Annotated in this window: 15 protein-coding genes, 1 tRNA gene and 1 pseudogene; 13 read left to right on the forward strand and 4 right to left on the reverse strand. The window is 40.9% G+C overall.

Features of this window, described 5'->3' with window-relative positions; all coding sequences use genetic code 11:
- Positions 1 to 463: 463 nt before the first annotated feature.
- Positions 464 to 844 (reverse strand): DUF4359 domain-containing protein, encoded by a 381-nt coding sequence (locus TOL9009_RS0132855; RefSeq protein ID WP_029637612.1) that lies wholly within the window; start codon positions 842 to 844, stop codon positions 464 to 466.
- Positions 845 to 958: 114 nt separating this feature from the next.
- Here TOL9009_RS0132855 and TOL9009_RS0132860 point away from each other — a divergent pair.
- Positions 959 to 1,031 (forward strand) — tRNA-His (locus tag TOL9009_RS0132860).
- Between the two features lies 1 nt (position 1,032).
- Here the strand turns inward: TOL9009_RS0132860 and TOL9009_RS46525 are convergent.
- Positions 1,033 to 1,239: pseudogene (locus tag TOL9009_RS46525) on the reverse strand (TetR-like C-terminal domain-containing protein); the annotation flags it as partial.
- Between the two features lie 285 nt (positions 1,240 to 1,524).
- On the opposite strand from TOL9009_RS46525, the gene TOL9009_RS0132865 reads away from it, so the two are divergent.
- The 12 genes from TOL9009_RS0132865 (at position 1,525) to TOL9009_RS0132925 (ending at position 15,940) form a co-directional block, all read left to right on the forward strand.
- Positions 1,525 to 2,493 carry a sodium-dependent bicarbonate transport family permease gene (locus TOL9009_RS0132865; protein ID WP_029637613.1) on the forward strand — a complete coding sequence of 323 codons (969 nt, stop codon included), beginning with the start codon at positions 1,525 to 1,527 and terminating at the stop codon, positions 2,491 to 2,493.
- 4 nt (positions 2,494 to 2,497) lie between these two features.
- A complete protein-coding gene (locus TOL9009_RS0132870; protein WP_029637614.1) occupies positions 2,498 to 2,809 on the forward strand; it encodes a P-II family nitrogen regulator in 312 nt (103 codons plus the stop codon).
- Positions 2,810 to 2,825: 16 nt separating this feature from the next.
- Positions 2,826 to 3,548 (forward strand): carbonic anhydrase, encoded by a 723-nt coding sequence (locus tag TOL9009_RS0132875; RefSeq protein ID WP_084763436.1) that lies wholly within the window; start codon positions 2,826 to 2,828, stop codon positions 3,546 to 3,548.
- A 680-nt stretch (positions 3,549 to 4,228) separates the two neighbouring features.
- Positions 4,229 to 6,652, forward strand: coding sequence for a phenylalanine--tRNA ligase subunit beta (gene pheT / locus TOL9009_RS0132885; protein WP_029637617.1), 2,424 nt, complete (start codon positions 4,229 to 4,231; stop codon positions 6,650 to 6,652).
- A 105-nt stretch (positions 6,653 to 6,757) separates the two neighbouring features.
- The gene (locus TOL9009_RS0132890; protein WP_029637618.1) at positions 6,758 to 7,027 is read left to right on the forward strand and encodes a YciI family protein; all 270 of its coding nucleotides are present in this window, start codon (positions 6,758 to 6,760) and stop codon (positions 7,025 to 7,027) included.
- Between the two features lie 12 nt (positions 7,028 to 7,039).
- A complete protein-coding gene (locus tag TOL9009_RS0132895) occupies positions 7,040 to 8,656 on the forward strand; it encodes a tetratricopeptide repeat protein (RefSeq protein WP_029637619.1) in 1,617 nt (538 codons plus the stop codon).
- Between the two features lie 270 nt (positions 8,657 to 8,926).
- Positions 8,927 to 9,442, forward strand: a complete 516-nt coding sequence (locus TOL9009_RS0132900; protein ID WP_029637620.1) for an SH3 domain-containing protein — start codon at positions 8,927 to 8,929, stop codon at positions 9,440 to 9,442.
- Between the two features lie 265 nt (positions 9,443 to 9,707).
- Positions 9,708 to 10,001, forward strand: coding sequence for a hypothetical protein (locus TOL9009_RS0132905; protein WP_029637621.1), 294 nt, complete (start codon positions 9,708 to 9,710; stop codon positions 9,999 to 10,001).
- Positions 10,002 to 10,090: 89 nt separating this feature from the next.
- Complete coding sequence (locus TOL9009_RS41300) at positions 10,091 to 10,420, forward strand: type II toxin-antitoxin system Phd/YefM family antitoxin (protein ID WP_038298479.1); 330 nt, start codon at positions 10,091 to 10,093, stop codon at positions 10,418 to 10,420.
- Positions 10,421 to 10,575: 155 nt separating this feature from the next.
- Positions 10,576 to 11,592 (forward strand): 2-hydroxyacid dehydrogenase, encoded by a 1,017-nt coding sequence (locus TOL9009_RS0132915; RefSeq protein WP_029637622.1) that lies wholly within the window; start codon positions 10,576 to 10,578, stop codon positions 11,590 to 11,592.
- A 332-nt stretch (positions 11,593 to 11,924) separates the two neighbouring features.
- A complete protein-coding gene (locus TOL9009_RS0132920) occupies positions 11,925 to 15,077 on the forward strand; it encodes a plasmid replication protein, CyRepA1 family (protein WP_029637623.1) in 3,153 nt (1,050 codons plus the stop codon).
- A 32-nt stretch (positions 15,078 to 15,109) separates the two neighbouring features.
- Positions 15,110 to 15,940, forward strand: a complete 831-nt coding sequence (locus TOL9009_RS0132925; protein ID WP_029637624.1) for a dienelactone hydrolase family protein — start codon at positions 15,110 to 15,112, stop codon at positions 15,938 to 15,940.
- Between the two features lie 84 nt (positions 15,941 to 16,024).
- Here the strand turns inward: TOL9009_RS0132925 and TOL9009_RS41305 are convergent, their stop codons facing one another.
- Both TOL9009_RS41305 and TOL9009_RS42400 read right to left on the reverse strand, forming a co-directional pair.
- On the reverse strand, positions 16,025 to 16,432 hold the full coding sequence (locus TOL9009_RS41305; protein ID WP_051503180.1) for a hypothetical protein: 408 nt from the start codon (positions 16,430 to 16,432) through the stop codon (positions 16,025 to 16,027).
- A gap of 22 nt (positions 16,433 to 16,454) precedes the next feature.
- Positions 16,455 to 16,841: a HEAT repeat domain-containing protein gene (locus tag TOL9009_RS42400; protein WP_051503181.1), complete on the reverse strand. Its 387-nt coding sequence runs from the start codon at positions 16,839 to 16,841 to the stop codon at positions 16,455 to 16,457.
- Between the last annotated feature and the right edge of the window lie 44 nt (positions 16,842 to 16,885).

A 16,885-nucleotide genomic window follows, 5' to 3' on the forward strand; every position in this document is an offset into this window, starting at 1 on the left:
TCCCAATCGACGCTTCGGTTGCACCTATTTAAGTCTTGTTTTCTGGTAACGAGTGCGTAAATAAGGTGTCTTTATTCGATAAACTGCCCAAGAGAGGGTGCCAGTTCCCGATTTGGTAAACTAGTTGACACGCTCAAAGCCAAGGCAATGGAAACAGCACCAAAAATTATTTTTAGATAAAACCTCCCAAGGGATCATATTGTAATTAAGCTATTAAAGCTAAAGTAAAAATTTTAGCAAAGTGCAATGCTTGATATTGGCGATCGCTTCTACTTTGGGTTCGCTGGTTGGCATTTCTGATTTTGGTGGTGAAGTGCTATCTCGTTCTAAACCCACTTTGCTAGATTTGGGTTTTTGGATAAATTTACTTTTTGTTACAAAATGGCGGTTTATTTGTGTCCTTCTACTTAAGTTACTTTCAAGATGAAAGACGAATCAAAAGTTAATGTCTTACCCTTCTTGTCTAGTGCTGTTCGGCGTTGTAGGTATAAAAGTTTTCAAATGCTCCTACGCTTTCAAATGTATAAGAAGGCAGCCATGAATTCAGTTTTAAGTCTGTACGATAAATACTAAAAATAATAAAATCTTGTCGTTCCGTTGTCCCCGCAACAAGTTCGCGCACTTGTGGACTAGTCGAGTCTACTAGTTTATCGCAATCTAATTTAATTAAATTTTCTAACACCTTTGGTGTTTTTTTGCAGACATCGCTTTTTAAGTATTTTGTCAACTGCTGCACGGCATATTCTTCATATTCCGCTTGACTGGGGTTTGTCTTCGCCATCGTCACTCCCAAGACAACTAGTCCGACGCCGACAACATATGTCATAATTGTTGAGAGTCTCATTTTTCCTAACTGTTAATCACTGTGGTCTTTTGACTCTAGATTAACTGACTCCGTTCCTTAAACAAAAACTCTGGATCAATTCGCCGGGGCTATGTTATAATGAGTTAAAGAATGGCGAGCGTAGCCAAGTGGTTAAGGCAGTGGTTTGTGGTACCACCATTCGTGGGTTCAATTCCCATCGTTCGCCCTTATTTGAGAATAAAACCAACAGCACGGCGAATGTATGCTTCAATTGGTTCAACGCTAGGCATAAATATCAGCGCGTAAAGCATGATTTTGCTCATCAGGTCAAAAACTAAATCGCTATCTGTATCAGAGGGGATTTCATTTCTAGCCTTAGTCCGTGCGATCGCAACCTGAAAAGCACAGGCGTCGTGTAAAAGGTATTTTGTCCAATAAACTTGGGCAAATTATGGGTTTAAAGCCCCCACTTTTTAAGTGGTCTTAATAAGGAGGGGATTGTAACCGCTTCTAATTTCTTCCCCCCCTTTCCCCTTTCCCCCTCTTCATGACCAAAGTGTATTCTACGCAACCGAAAACCCTTATAAAGCTACTCAGTCTCAACAAGCACACAATTGACATGGGGTAGCAATACACGGTACTGATGATTCAATAGTTAAATTTTTGAAGATGCAAAATTTGATTAATTGCAAGTTTCATCAGCACAAGGAGGGGTGGTAATGGATGCCAGTTTAATCGTTTCCAACATCCTGAATCCGCCAATCTTATTTTTCTTTCTGGGGATGACTGCTGTTTTTGTCAAATCGGATCTAGAAATTCCGGCACCAATACCCAAACTTTTGTCGCTTTATCTGCTGTTTGCGATTGGTTTTAAGGGGGGGGTAGAACTGATCAAAAGCGGCATCACTCAAGAAGTAGTGCTAACAATGTTTGCAGCCATGTTGATGGCTTGTTTTGTCCCAATTTACACCTTTTTCATTCTGAAGCTGAAGCTGGATACTTACGATGCGGGAGCGATCGCAGCAACCTACGGCTCTATTAGTGCTGTCACCTTCATCACTGCTAGTGCCTTTCTGCATGAGCTTGGTATTGCTTATGACGGCTACATGGTTGCAGCCCTTGCTTTGATGGAATCTCCAGCAATTATTGTTGGACTCATCCTGGTGAATATATTTACCACCGATGGGAAGCGGGACTTTTCCTGGGGGGAAGTCTTAAAAGAGGCATTTCTTAATAGTTCAGTTTTTCTTCTAGTCGGTAGCCTCCTGATTGGTGTCTTAACAGGAGAACGTGGTTGGCACTTATTAGAACCCTTTACTCAAGGCTTATTTTATGGTGTTCTTACCTTCTTTTTGCTGGACATGGGACTAATAGCTGCCAGAAGAATTAAAGACTTGCAAAAAACCGGATTTTTTCTCATTTCATTTGCCATACTAATTCCAATACTCAATGCAGGCATTGGGTTGGTGATTGCTAAAATTATCGGTATGCATCAGGGAGATTCACTCTTGTTTGCTGTGTTATCTGCCAGCGCTTCTTATATCGCTGTCCCAGCTGCAATGCGGATGACTGTTCCAGAAGCGAACCCCAGTCTGTACGTTTCTACCGCTCTGGCAGTAACATTCCCGTTTAACATTATCGTAGGAATTCCGTTATATCTATACGGAATTAACCTGTTTTGGAGGTAATAATATGCACCTAGTTAAGAAAATAGAAGTTATTGCTAACGCCTTTGAGCTTGGCAAAATTTTAGATAGTTTAGACAAATCCGGTGTACATAGTCATATTGTGATTCGCAATGTTGCTGGTAAAGGATTGCAAGGAACCGCTGAAGATTTAGACATGACAATGCTTGATAATGTTTACATCATCGCGTTTTGTATGCCAGAGGAAATCAAGCCTGTACTCGAAAACCTCAGACCATTGCTCAACAAATTTGGGGGTACTTGTTACATCTCAGATGTAATGGAGATTCGCTCTGTAAAATGTGTGGCGTCGCTCTAAGAGGCTGAGAAATATAATGAAGCATTTCATAGAACGTCGTGACTTTTTGAAGTTAGGGGTCACGGGAGCATTTGGGATGATGGTAACTGCCGCTGATTTACTTTGGCAGGTGGAACAAGCTAAAGCTGCCGGATTGCCAAATGGCTCTTCAGCTACCCCTCAATCCCTTAATCCCGATGGTGCGCTGCAAAAGCTGATTGAAGGAAATCAGCGGTTTGTGAAACATAAACCTCAATACCCCGATCAATCTGCGGCTCGATTGCAGGAAGTCGCTCAAGCTCAACATCCATTTGCAACTATCCTTTGTTGTGCTGATTCACGGGTGCCGACAGAAATTGTTTTTGATCAGGGTATTGGAGACATCTTTGATGTACGGGTTGCTGGAAATATTGTCACACCAGAAACACTCGGCAGTATTGAATATGCGGTTGTACTGTTAGGCACACCGTTGCTGATGGTGCTGGGTCATGAACGATGTGGGGCAGTCACCGCAGCTGTACAAAACGGATTGCTGCTGGGCGAAATTGGTAGCTTTGTGAAAGCAATTAAGCCAGCGGTGACAAGAGTCAAGGATCAACCAGGTGATGCAGTTGAGAATACTGTGGTAGCAAATGTGCAATATCAAATTGAACGGTTGAAGCGATCGCAACTCTTAACTGAACAAATCAAGTCCGGCAAGTTAAAAATTGTGGGGGGTCGTTATGACTTGGATACAGGCAGTGTGACTATGATTAGTTAATTAGACTGGTAGAAAAGACGTAAAGACGTTCCACTGGAACGTCTCTACAAGGGTTGTGGACAACGCACAATTCATTTTCACTTCTAAGAACGATCGCATATTTTAACGCAGAGGAGCGCGGAGGTAAACGCAGAGGAGCGCAGAGTTTTTGTGATAAATTTTCGTCATGAATTTATGCTCTTGTTGTACTAAGTTTTTTAGCGGCGTTGCTGAATCGGAGTATGAAAATAATTTTACATAATACTAAAATCCTTGTAGAGACGTTCCGGCGGAACGTCTTTACATCCGGATTCATACTCTGAGACGTTCCGGCGGAACGTCTCTACGTGTATTCAATAAAAACGCAATCTGCTGTATGCCAATGCAGAGCCTTGTTATGCCAATGCAGAGCCTCGTTATGCCAATGCAGAGCCTCGTTATGCCAATGCAGAGCCTCGTTATGCCAATGCAGAGCCTTGTTATGCCAATGCAGAGCCTCGTTATGCCAATGCAGAGCCTTGTTATGTTAATGCAGAGCCATGTTATGTTAATACGTCCCCCCTGCATTTAAAAACGCTACGCTTTTACGCCAAACAGCACTTAAAACAGTCGAATCCCAGTTAAGACACGATACGGAATTCGTTTAATTCGGGTAGGATATTTAAATATTGAAGGCTGAAAGCGTTAAGTTTAGATTATTTATGCGTATTTCTTTAAGTTGGCTGCGGGAACTAGTTGAAATAAAAATCAGCCCGGAAGATTTAGCCGAAACCTTGACAATGGCAGGGTTTGAGGTAGAAGATATTGAAGACCGTCGCACTTGGGCTTCGGGTGTTGTTGTTGGTAGAGTGGTTGAGCGTCAACCTCACCCTAACGCTGATAAGTTGAGTGTGTGCCAGGTTGATATCGGTGCTTCTGAGACTTTAAATATCGTTTGTGGTGCTGCTAATGTCCGAGCAGATATTTATGTGCCAGTAGCAACTACAGGAACTTATTTACCAAATATCGATTTAAAAATCAAGCCTGCAAAACTGCGAGGTGTTGCTTCTCAAGGTATGATTTGCTCTTTGAAGGAACTTGGTTTACCGACTGATGTAGACGGAATTCATATTTTTCCTCAGGAAAATCTTCAACTGGGTAGCGATGTGCGTCCTTTGTTGGGTTTGGATGATGTAATTTTAGATGTCACTGCTACTGCTAATCGCGCTGATGCTTTAAGTATGGTAGGGATAGCGCGGGAAGTAGCTGCGTTAACGGGTGGAAAGTTGACAATTCCGGAACCTGCTGAGGTGTCTGTTCCTCAAAGTACGGGAAATTTCACTTTAAAAATCGATGAGACGCAAGCTTGTCCGGCTTACATTGGTACGGTAATTGAAAAGGTAAAAATTGCGCCTTCTCCTGATTGGTTGCAACAACGTTTGCGAGCTGCTGGATCGCGTCCGATAAATAATGTTGTGGATATTACTAATTATGTGTTGTTGGAATGGGGACAACCACTGCACGCATTTGATAGCGATCGCTTGGGGGGAAAAACTTCCCAAGTTGGGGTGCGTTTTGCTAATGTAGGAGAATCTCTGAAAACTCTCGATGGTCAAACTCGCAATCTAACTACCCAAAATTTGGTCATCACTGCCAACAACAAACCCGTTGCTTTGGCTGGGGTAATGGGTGGAGAAGAAACCGAAGTATATGAAGGTACGCAAAATATCTTTTTAGAAGCAGCGTTATTTGACTCTGTAGCAATTCGTCGTTCTTCCCGTAGTATTGGTTTAAGAACAGAAGCTTCTGGAAGATATGAACGAGGTGTAAACCGTGCTGAGTTGGAAAAAGCCATACACCGCGCTTTATCGATGATGGTGGAGATAGCACAGGGAACTATTGTAAATCAAGAAGTTGCCGATACGCGTCCCGATCCATCGACTTGGAGTCGAGCGATCGCACTGCGTTTAGAGCGAGTTAATGAAATTCTCGGACCAATCGAGAAAAACGACACAACCGGAGAACTCCAAGCGCAAGATGTTGAGCGCATTCTCACTGCATTGGGATGTCAGCTAACTTCTTCTGGTAAGAATACTTGGACGGTAACTGTCCCCCCCTATCGTTACCGCGACTTAGAACGGGAAATCGATTTAATTGAAGAAGTTGCCCGTCTTTATGGTTATGATAACTTTTGCGATACTTTACCAGATAAATCCGAAGCTGGTTATCTGCCTTTAGATCAAGAACTGGTACGCAAATTGCGAGCTTCTTTCCGTGCCGAAGGATTGACAGAACTAATACACTATTCTTTGGTGAAACCACAGACAGAAAGGCAAGTAGTCCTGTCAAACCCCTTATTTACAGAGTATTCGGCACTGCGAACCGAGTTAATTTCTGGGTTGATTGATGCTTTTCAATATAACTTAGAGCAAGGAAACGGTTCGCTGAATGGCTTTGAAATTGGGCGAATTTTTTCGCGAGAAGAAGAAGGTTTAGCTGAAGCTGAAGCTGTAGCTGGTATTATAGGAGGCGATCGCACTGTCGGTAAATGGTCAAGAAATGGTGGTGAACAACCTTTAACATGGTTTCAAGCCAAAGGCGTTTTAGAAGGTGTATTTCAGCAACTTGATTTGCAGGTAGAATATCAACCAGATAATCAAAATTCCCGCTTGCATCCAGGACGCACCGCGTCTTTATGGATACGCGGTAATCGACTCGGTACTTTTGGACAGTTACATCCGCAAGTACGTCGTGAAAAAGGTTTACCAGATTCAGTTTATGTCTTTCAACTGGATTTAGATGTGCTATTGGATTCTTTAGAAAAAGATGAAATACTTATACCGCAATTTAAAGCTTATTCTACCTATCCAGCAGCCGATCGCGATATTGCCTTTTTTGCACCGATTAAGGTAACTGTTGCCGAAATTGAAAAAGCGATCGCCAAAGCTGGTAAAGATTTATTAGAATCTGTAGAATTATTTGATGAATATCGCGGTGATAATGTACCAAAAGGACAACGCAGTTTGGCGTTTCGCTTAATTTATCGGACAAGCGATCGGACTCTTACTGATGCTGAAGTCGAACCAGTACACAACAAAGTCCGTGAAGCATTAGTTGAGAAGTTCGGCGTCAGTTTGAGAAGTTAGGTAGAGACGTTCGGAACGTCTGTATTTACCTAGTGAGCGGTTTACCGCTCAATTCTTTTTTAAGCACTCTTCGTGCTATTTAGACCTTTTGTAATTTTAGATGGTATGGCAAAATATATAATGTGGGGAAGTTATTGCGAAGATGTCTTAGAAAAACGTGCGGCTCATCGTCAAGCGCATTTAGACGGACTCGCAAAACAAAAAGAATCCGGTGTGTTGATTACGATTGGTCCAACCAAGGATGTAACGAAAGTTTTCGGCATTTACGAAGCTGAAGATGAAGCCATTGTGCGCGAGTTGATTGAAAATGACCCTTATTGGCAAAATAATATCTGGACAGAATATTTTGTCAAAGAGTGGATTCAAGCTTTTTGAATCGAAAATCAAATGAATGCGGAAGAATTTTTACAGCAAGGAATAAATCAGAATTCCCAAGGAGATTATCAAAGCGCGATCGCTTCCTTTAGTCGTGCATTGCAAATCAATCCCGATTTTGCTTTATCTTACCAAAACCGGGGTAATGCTTACTTTGCAATGGGTGAATATGACTCCGCGATCGCTGATTACACCAAAGCAATCAAAATTAATCCGGATTTAGCTGCCGAGATTAATTTTGATCTGTCTATTGCCTACTATAATCAAGGTTTGACCCTTTGCGAACAAGGCGACTATCAACAAGCAATTAAGGATTTTAACTCAGCTTTGCTGCTAAATCCTAACTTTGCCGAAGCTTACAGCAATCGTGGTAATGTTCGCTATCAATTAAAAGATTATCAAAGTGCGATCGCCGATCAAAGTCTGGCTTTGCGACTAAATCCCAACTTCATAGAGGCTTATCATAATCGAGGTAATGCTCATTATGCTCTTACAGATTATCAAGAAGCCATTGACGATTACAACCGCGCATTGACAATAAACCCTAATTATGCTGTAGCATACTACAATCGCGGTCTGGTTTATACTTCCCTGAAAGACTTTCAAAAAGCGATTGCTGACTTTAATGAAACTTTAAAACTGAATCCTCTGGATGTACAAGCATACTACAATCGGGGTCTTATTCGCGCTACCTTGGGAGATTATCAAGGAGCGATCGCAGATTACGATCGCGCATTAAAGGAAAATCCTTATCTAGTTTTAGTTTATGGCTTTCGGGCGAATGCACGCTGTCAACTGGGGGATTATCAAGGTGCGATCGCCGATTGTAACGAATTATTGCAACTTCATCCCCATCTAGCGGAAGGATATTGCGATCGCGCTACGGCTCATCGTAGTTTAGGAGATTATCAAAGTGCGATCGCTGATTATGATCGCTCCTTAAAAATTAATTCCAACTTAATAGAAGCATACTATGGTAGAGCTATTGCCCGCGATGCAATGGAAGATTACCAAGGCGCAATTGTAGATAACCAAAAAGCAATTCAGCTTAATCCTAACTTTTCTCAAGCATACTGCAATTTAGGTAATGCTAGACGCAATTTAGGTGACTTTCAAGGGGCGATTGAAGATTATAATTGTGCATTACAACAAAATCCTGACTTGATAGAAGCTTATTACAATCGGGGTTCTACCTACTTTGCTTTAGAAGATTATCAAAGAGCGATCGCTGATTACACCAAAGCAATAAAAATTAATCCGCATACTGCTGCATTTTATAGCGATCGCGCTAATGCTCGCTATGCTTTAGAAGACTTTCAAGGTGCAATCGAAGATTATGACCGGGCAGTAACTATAGATAAAGGCGTTGCCGAAGACTGGTATAATCGAGGTCGCAGCTATTCTTTGTTGGGAGACTTGCAACAAGCGCTTTTCAACTTAAATCAAGCTTTGTATTTACAACCGCATTTCGCATCAGCTTACATCGTTCGGGCTGATATTCGCCATAATTTGGGAGACATTGAAAGTGCGATCGGTGATTTTCAGAAAGCTGCCGATTTATATCAGCAAGAAGGAAATACTCAATATTCTCAGCAAATTATTGATTTAATTCGCAATCTTCAGCAATAAAAAATTACAAAATAAAGACTTGGTGATGTTCGGTAAAATCACTATTGTATCGTATTATTTTTTACTATTATAAATAATATGATGTCCCAATAAATAACCATAATAAAAGAACCCCACCCGCCTGTGGCACCCTCCCCGCTTGCGGGGAGGGTTGGGGAGGGGTTCTTCATCAATTATGGAATTATGGGTGACTGCCAGGACATCATATAACATGAGCTTTTTGCTCAAAACCAATCAAGCAAAACTTGAGATTTAACAAATAGTAATAAAATGAAGAAAGCGATTCAGAACATAGTATTTTCTGGTGTCAATATTACTTTACTTGCTGTCATTCCCTTCATGTTGAAAGCACCATCAGCTAATGCACAATCTATACAATCAGCAGTTGTTATCGACCCGCCATCAAATGTTAGAGTTAAACCGAATGGTGCTATTATTTGTGCCATCAGATCCCAAGCAGCTATAGCTATCTATGATTATAAAAATGGATGGTACAAAACAGATGCTTGCGGTCGTTCTGGTTTCATTCATCAAAGCCAAATTCGACTGCAATCAAATAGTGAAGTTGTAGAAGCTTATTGTAGTGTAACAGGCATCCAAACAGGACAGTTAGCCCTTCGGTTTTCTCCCAATGGAAAATCTAAAGCTGGGTTAAATAATGGAAATACAGTACTCCCCATGAAAACTCAAGGTAATTGGTCTTACGTGCGTGTCATATCTGGACCAAACAACCGAGTTAATGGATTAGAAGGTTGGGTAAATTCCAATTATATAGCTTGCCCATAAAAATTGTAGGTTGGGTTTTGCAGATCCCCGACTTCTTAAAGAAGTCGGGGATCTGAAGAAGGGTTTGGAAATAGTATTGTTATATAAAATAATGAATTTACGTTAAGATAAATTAAATATTTAATATATATAGGACTCATATTTGATTGCGTGAACAAAACTCAGTACACTTTTATTTCTTCTTCCCAGTAAAGAGTCCCTTACCTCTACGAGTGATTCTCCAAATCAAATCGGATTCCTATATCAAAAAAGCTGGAAGTAAATTATGCAAGAAATATCCAACTATACCCAAGAACTTTTCAACCGCATTTCACCAATAGTTAAAAAGTTGTTTACAAATAGTAATTTTTACATAGATAGATTAAATGAACAAGAAATGGTAGAAATGTTAGTAAACCTGTTTGGGAAGTTTTCCCCTGAAGAAATGAAGGCTATTTCTGATAATGAATTGTCAAGTAGAATCAAAAAAATCTTGACATTAGAAGCTGTTTCTGGGACTTTAAATGATTTAACACCCGAACAAATCAAAATCTTTGATGAAGCAGTGCTAGGAAAATAAATAAAGTGACCTTTTTATTAGATACAAATTTGGACGCCTCAAGTTATGATCTAGTCAAAAGCCATACAGCAAAACAAAAAACTCTCATCATGTCCAATCAGACAACCTTAAATGATGCTAGTGCCAGCCTTGCCCAACTGTGTGAGCAAGTAGTTAGCGATCGCGATGTCGTAATTATTACGCGACAAGAAGGCGAAAGCGTTGCCATAATTGCTGTTGAGGAACTAAATAGTTTACTAGAAACAGCTTATTTACTTCGCTCATCGAAAAATGCTACCCGCCTATTAACAGCTTTGTCAAGAGCAAAAGCTAGAACTTTAGAACCTCAAAGCATTAACGAACTACGTCAGGAGTTGGGTATTGATGCGTTACCTGATCCCAAGAGACGTAGCAATGCTACGTCTCTACATTCGTTTTAGGAGATGTCTAATGAATCCTAAATATTTGCTTTAGCTGTATATAACCAAATATTTCCCAATCCCTAAGACTGCCAAACATCCCAAGAGCGATCGCATAACTTTACATTAAGCTATCATTTACAAGCAAAGCCATACAGCATAAAGCTTAGGTCTTAATGAAAGTAGCAGTCTTCAGTACAAAAGCCTACGATCGCCAGTTTTTAGAGGCTGCAAACTCTCGCAACGAACACGATCTAGTCTTCTTTGAACCCCGTCTCAATCGCGATACCGCTATCTTAGCCGCTGGATTTCCGGCAGTTTGTGTATTTGTGCATGACCAAGCTGACGCCACAACTTTAGAGATTTTAGCATCACGCGGAACTCGTTTATTGGCGCTACGTTGTGCCGGTTTCAACAACGTAGACTTAAAAGCCGCAGCCGAGTTAGGAATTACCGTTGTCCGTGTTCCCGCTTACTCACCCTACGCAGTTGCAGAACACGCTGTAGGACTAATTCTCAGCCTCAATCGTAAGATTCATCGCGCTTATAACCGCGTCCGCGAAGGCAATTTTTCTTTAGATGGACTTTTGGGATTTGACTTGCACGGATGCACCGTCGGGATTATCGGTACTGGTAAAATCGGTCAAATTCTCGCCCAAATTATGAAAGGATTTGGCTGTAACCTGCTTGCCTACGACGTGTATCAAAATCCTGAACTTGAAGCATTGGGTGCGAAATATGTCGAGCTTTCGGAATTATTCCCCAACTCTGATATTATCTCATTGCATTGTCCCCTAATGCCGGAAACTCATCACCTAATTAACGACAAAGCCGTAGAACAGATGAAATCCGGCGTGATGCTGATTAACACTAGCCGAGGTGCGCTAATTGATGCGACAGCCGTCACCAAAGGTTTGAAATCAGGTAAAATCGGCTCATTGGGTATGGATGTATACGAACAAGAAGCAGACTTGTTTTTTGAGGATTTGTCAAGTGCGATTATTCAGGATGACGTTTTCGAGCGCTTGATCATGTTTCCTAACGTTCTTGTTACCGGACATCAAGCCTTCTTTACCGAAAATGCCATCAGTAAAATTGCAGAGACAACCATAGCTAACATTACCGATGTTGAACAGAGTCGTACCTGTGTAAATGAGATTCGCGCCGAACCGACTAAGGTACTAGTTGGCTAACAAAAGTCTTGACGGCTAAAACCCAGTTAAACACCAAATCCTCGTAGAGACGTTCCGCCGGAACGTCTCTACAACAATGTAAAGACGTTCCGGTGGAACGTCTTTACAATGTCAGTATTCTACTGATTCCTAAAAATTTAATACCAACAAATATCACAATACAAAAATATTACCAGAGCAATACACAAGACCAGACAGCCCTTTCATAAATGCAACTGTGTATTTTTTATAACCCCGTAATAAAAGCATCACCAAACCAGACGACACCACATATGAATCATCAGCAGATGCATGATACCTTGTAACTCCGTCGTCTCGCATTTTCGCTTTACCTGATGCAGCACTATTTACACCCCCAACACCTTGAGGAATTAGTCAATAGCTCAGGTATAGATTTAAACCTGGCTCAGATAAATTTCCGCTCTCTCCAAGACAGAACCGCTTATGAATATTTATTAATTTCGGAACGTCTCCCGCGTAAAAATAGCGGTATGGTGAAAAATGAGTGGTTGCAACGTTACGCTCATATTACCGCAGGCGGTTGGTGGTGTTCTGGACTTGACCCATTGCATAATTGGCAAATGATGGAATGGGGATGCTTTAAGCCAAATCAACCCCGATTAAATCAAAATAGCAAATCTATCAAATACGAACATCCTCCCAGCACAGCGACGCGGATATTTTGTCTGCGGGTAACGTTGCGTGTCTGGCAGCAAGTCGCCAAACGCTACAATGTAGCTATACCTGAAGATATCAACATTGCTGAAAATGGCGAAGCTATAGGCTTTTGGCAATGGGTAATGCAACGAAACATACCCATAATTATCTGCGAAGGTGTGAAAAAAGCCGCCGCACTTTTAACACAAGGATATGCAGCGATCGCAGTTCCCGGAATTACCAGCGGTTATCGTGTCGTCAAAGATGAATTTGGTCAAGTTACCAGTCGTCAACTAATCCCAGATTTAGCAGCTTTTGCCATTACAAAACGCACCTGTTATATTTGCTTTGATTTTGAAACAGAACCGAAAAAAATCGCCGCAGTAAATAACGCTATTTCTCAACTTGGTTTTTTATTCCAAGCAAAAAATTGCCCCGTTCAAGTCATCGAACTTCCCGGAAAAGAAAAAGGTGTAGATGAATTTATCGTTGCCAAAAGTGCAGGTGCATTCGAGCAAATTTATCGCCAAAGTGTTGATTTAGAAGTTTATATTGCTCAAACTAAACCGCACACCGCTTTAACCATTTCTCCTGCACTTACTGTGAACCGTCGCTACTTAGAAAAAATACCTTTCCCCGCTTCTGGCTTAGTAGGAGTAAAATCAGCCAAAGGAACCGGAAAAACCACAGCATTGCAGGCAATAGTCAATCAAGCAAAAAGCCAAAATAAACCCGTTTTATTAATAACCCACCGCATCCAACTAGGACGCTTCTTATGTGAAAAAATCGGCATTAATTGGAAAATACGTAGTGAGCGCTTTAGCGCTCATTCCCTCGGACTATGCATCGATTCCCTCTGGAAACTTAACCCCGAAGATTGGCACGGCGCAATCATAATATTAGACGAAGTAGAACAATCCTTATGGCATTTACTCAACAGCAATACTTGTAAAGATAAGCGTATTAAAATTTTAAAAGTATTTCAACAGCTAATTTCCACAGTTTTAACCAGTGGTGGGTTAATTATTGCCCAAGATGCCGATTTATCAGATGTTTCTCTAGAATATTTGCAAGGTTTAGCAGGTATTAAATTAACGCCTTGGGTAGTTGTAAATCAGTGGAAACCAGAGCGAGGTTGGGATGTAACTTTTTATGATTCTCCTAACCCAACGCCGTTAATTCATCAACTCGAATTAGAGTTACTTGCCGGACGTAAATGTTATGTTACTACAGATAGTCGGACTGGGCGTTATAGTTGTGAAACCATCGAACGTTATTTAAAAGAGCGTTTAGAAAGATTGCAAAAGGAATTTCCCAAAACTCTGGTTGTTAGCAGTCACACAACAAACACATTGGGACACAAAGCGGTTGATTTTGTGGCAGAAATTAATCAAAAAGTAACTGAATATAACGCCGTTTTTGTAACTCCTAGCCTGGGTACGGGAATCAGTATTGATGTCGAACATTTCGACTGCGTTTATGGCATTTTTCAAGGAGTAATAACTGACTCAGAAGCACGACAAGCATTAGCGAGAGTCCGGGATGATGTGCCGCGCATTGTTTGGTGTGCTAAACGCGGTATAGGTTTAATTGGTAGTGGTAGTACAAATTATCGTTTGCTTTCTCATTGGTATCAAGAAAATCAAAAAGAAAATTTAGCTTTACTCAGTCCGTTGCATAAAATCGATGTTGATTTGCCAGCAGCTTATGACCCAATACATTTAAGAACTTGGGCGAAGATGTCTGCAAGGGTGAATGCTTCTATTACTTTTTATCGCAAATCGATGAAAGAGAATTTGATTGGTGAGGGACATCAAATTTGGTTAAGAAGTAATGCTGTTAACAATAATATTATTCGCGATTTAAGACTTGCTTTTTTAGCAACTGATGCTGATGACTCAGTAACTCGACGAAGGTTAATTTTAGATATTGTCAAAGTCCAAAAAGATTGGTCACAAAGTCGGCAAAAGGCAAAAGAAATTAAAAACAAGATTCAAGAAATTAAGCAACAAAATCAATTATCGGCAGCGATCGCTATCACTAATGCGAGAGATATTGATTCTGGAGAGTATCAGCAATTATTAGCTAAACATTCTCTCACCGATAAAGAACGTAACCAAATTGATAAATATATTCTCAAAAAAAGGTATGGTGTTGAGGTTACTCCACTGCTGAAGTTGCGGGATGACAAAGGATATTATTATCAATTATTAACTCACTATTATCTAACTCACGAAAGCGAGTATTTTTGGGTTAGAGATAAGCAAGAATGGTATCAGCAGTTATCTAGGGGTGAGGGGAAGGTTTTTCTCCCAGATTTAAAAACATATACGCTGAAAGTTGAAGCTTTGAGAGCATTGGGGATGCAACAATTTTTGGAAGCGGGACGCAGATTTAGTGAGAATGATGCTGATTTGATATTATTAAAAAATACGACGTTGCAGTGCAGCAAGCATATTAAGAGGACGCTGGGGATTAATTTGGTGCAGGATAAAGAGCGGGTTTCGGGGATGAAAATTCTCGGTCGATTGTTAAATTTGTTGGGTTTGAAACTGAAGCGAGTAAATGATGCAAGACTTACGCACGAGTCACGGAATAACGAACCGCAGAGTACGCGGAGGAATGAGAGTTTAAGAGGTATTTTGTGTAAGTCGTGTGATGTTTATGAAATTGATTTAGCGACGCTTGATGATGGGAGAAAAGATATATTTGCAGTTTGGGATGAAAGAGATGAGTTGATGTTGGCAAATGTTAAGGCTGATTATGCTTCATCGTGGAAGAGTGAAACTATACGAACAAAGCCTGTTTACGTCGGTGTACCATTTTAAATATATGAGCGATCGCATAATTCAAGAGAATAATGAAAGAAATAACGCGCCGTCAATTTATTGCAACAGCTACCCTAGCAACAGGTTTTGCCTTAGCAGTGCAACCCGTTTCTGCCAAAGTCATCACCACCGATAGTAACGGATTAGTCGCAGGTGCGGTGAAAATTCCCGTTAAAGATGGTGAAATTCCGGCTTATAGGGCAATGCCTGCAAAAAGTGGAAATTTCCCGATTGTCCTAGTAATCCAGGAAATCTTTGGTGTACACGAACACATTCAAGACGTTTGCCGTCGCTTTGCCAAGTTGGGGTATGTGGCAGTTGCACCCGAATTGTTCGTGCGTCAAGGTGATGTCTTGAAGTTAAGCAGTATAGAAGAAATTCGCCCGATAGTCGCTAAAGTACCAGATGCTCAAGTGCTATCCGACCTCGATGCTACAGTAAATTGGGCAGTAAAGTCAGCAAAGGGCAATAGGAATAAGTTGGGAATTACAGGCTTCTGCTGGGGTGGTCGTATTACTTGGCTGTATGCAGCACACAATCCTCAAGTGAAGGCAGGTGTGGCTTGGTACGGACGACTAGTTGGTGATGTTACTGAACTAACACCCAAGCATCCTATTGATATTGCCTCTACGCTGAAAGTCCCTGTTCTCGGACTTTATGGTGGTAAAGATACGGGTATTCCTCTTGATACAGTCAAGCAAATGCGCGATCGCTTGAAGTCAGGCAGCAGCAAGTCGGAAATCATTGTTTACCCAGATGCACCCCATGCCTTTTTTGCTGATTATCGCCCCTCCTACCGCGAGGCAGACGCTAAACAAGGCTGGCAACGCCTCCAAGCATGGTTTAAGCAGCATGGACTGTAACAATCTATAGATATGTGCGATCGCACTTCAATTATTTTGGGCGATCGCATGAGTCACATCCTCACAAATTGCGTCTAGTTTAGTTCACGGTTTGCTAGATTCCGCTTCTAAAAAGCCTTTAATTGTCTCTACCGAAATACTGACGACAGGATTTTTGTAAACTGCATCTAGCGCTTGTTTCAAAGCCTCAACACCACCCTGTTTCAAAGCATTTAATAGCCTATCTCTCAAAGTTGGATTTTGTTTAATATGTTGCTCAACTTTGTGAACAATAGCCGCTTGCTTCTCTTGGTTAGTCTTATTAGGATAAGTCCGATCTAGTTGAACCAGCAAATCCTGAATTTCTTTCGCTGCTTCTGCTAGATTTTGACTTGGTGCGTAGTTGTGCTGAGAACCAACTTGATCGCCGGCTATTGTGGTATCTCCTGCGTTGACGTTACCAACAGGTTGATGGAAATTAAATGTATTTTGGTTTTTAGGACTTTCTGACATAGGTTTAATTTTTTGATTGAGTTTATTTGTTGTACTGTTCGCCTATTTGATTTCCCTGGATATTTACATTTTCTGCATTTAAGTTACCAACGGTTCCATAAATATTAATAGTTTTTTGCCGATTCTTTTCTGATTCAGGTTCCTTTTCCTTTTCCACTGAGGGAGACTGAGCTATTTCGTAGTTATAAAACTTGCAGCGCTCTTGAATTAACTTTAAAGCTTCCGCAACTCGCCAAATAACACTATAATCGGGGTCTTTTAAAGTACTTTTTAACGATGAAATAGCCTTTTCATCCCCTATTTTACCTAATACTTCAACTGTTCTTTCACGAATCTCGCAATCTTCATCGTCTAGCGCTTCAATTAAAATAGGTACTGTAGGGTTTGCTGAAAAAGTATGAAAAAGCAATTCTTTTGGGTTGACTAGTTATTCAAGTAAAATCAAAGATAAGC

Origin of the sequence: [Scytonema hofmanni] UTEX 2349 (assembly GCF_000582685.1) — a bacterium.
Lineage (GTDB): Bacteria > Cyanobacteriota > Cyanobacteriia > Cyanobacteriales > Nostocaceae > Hassallia > Hassallia hofmanni.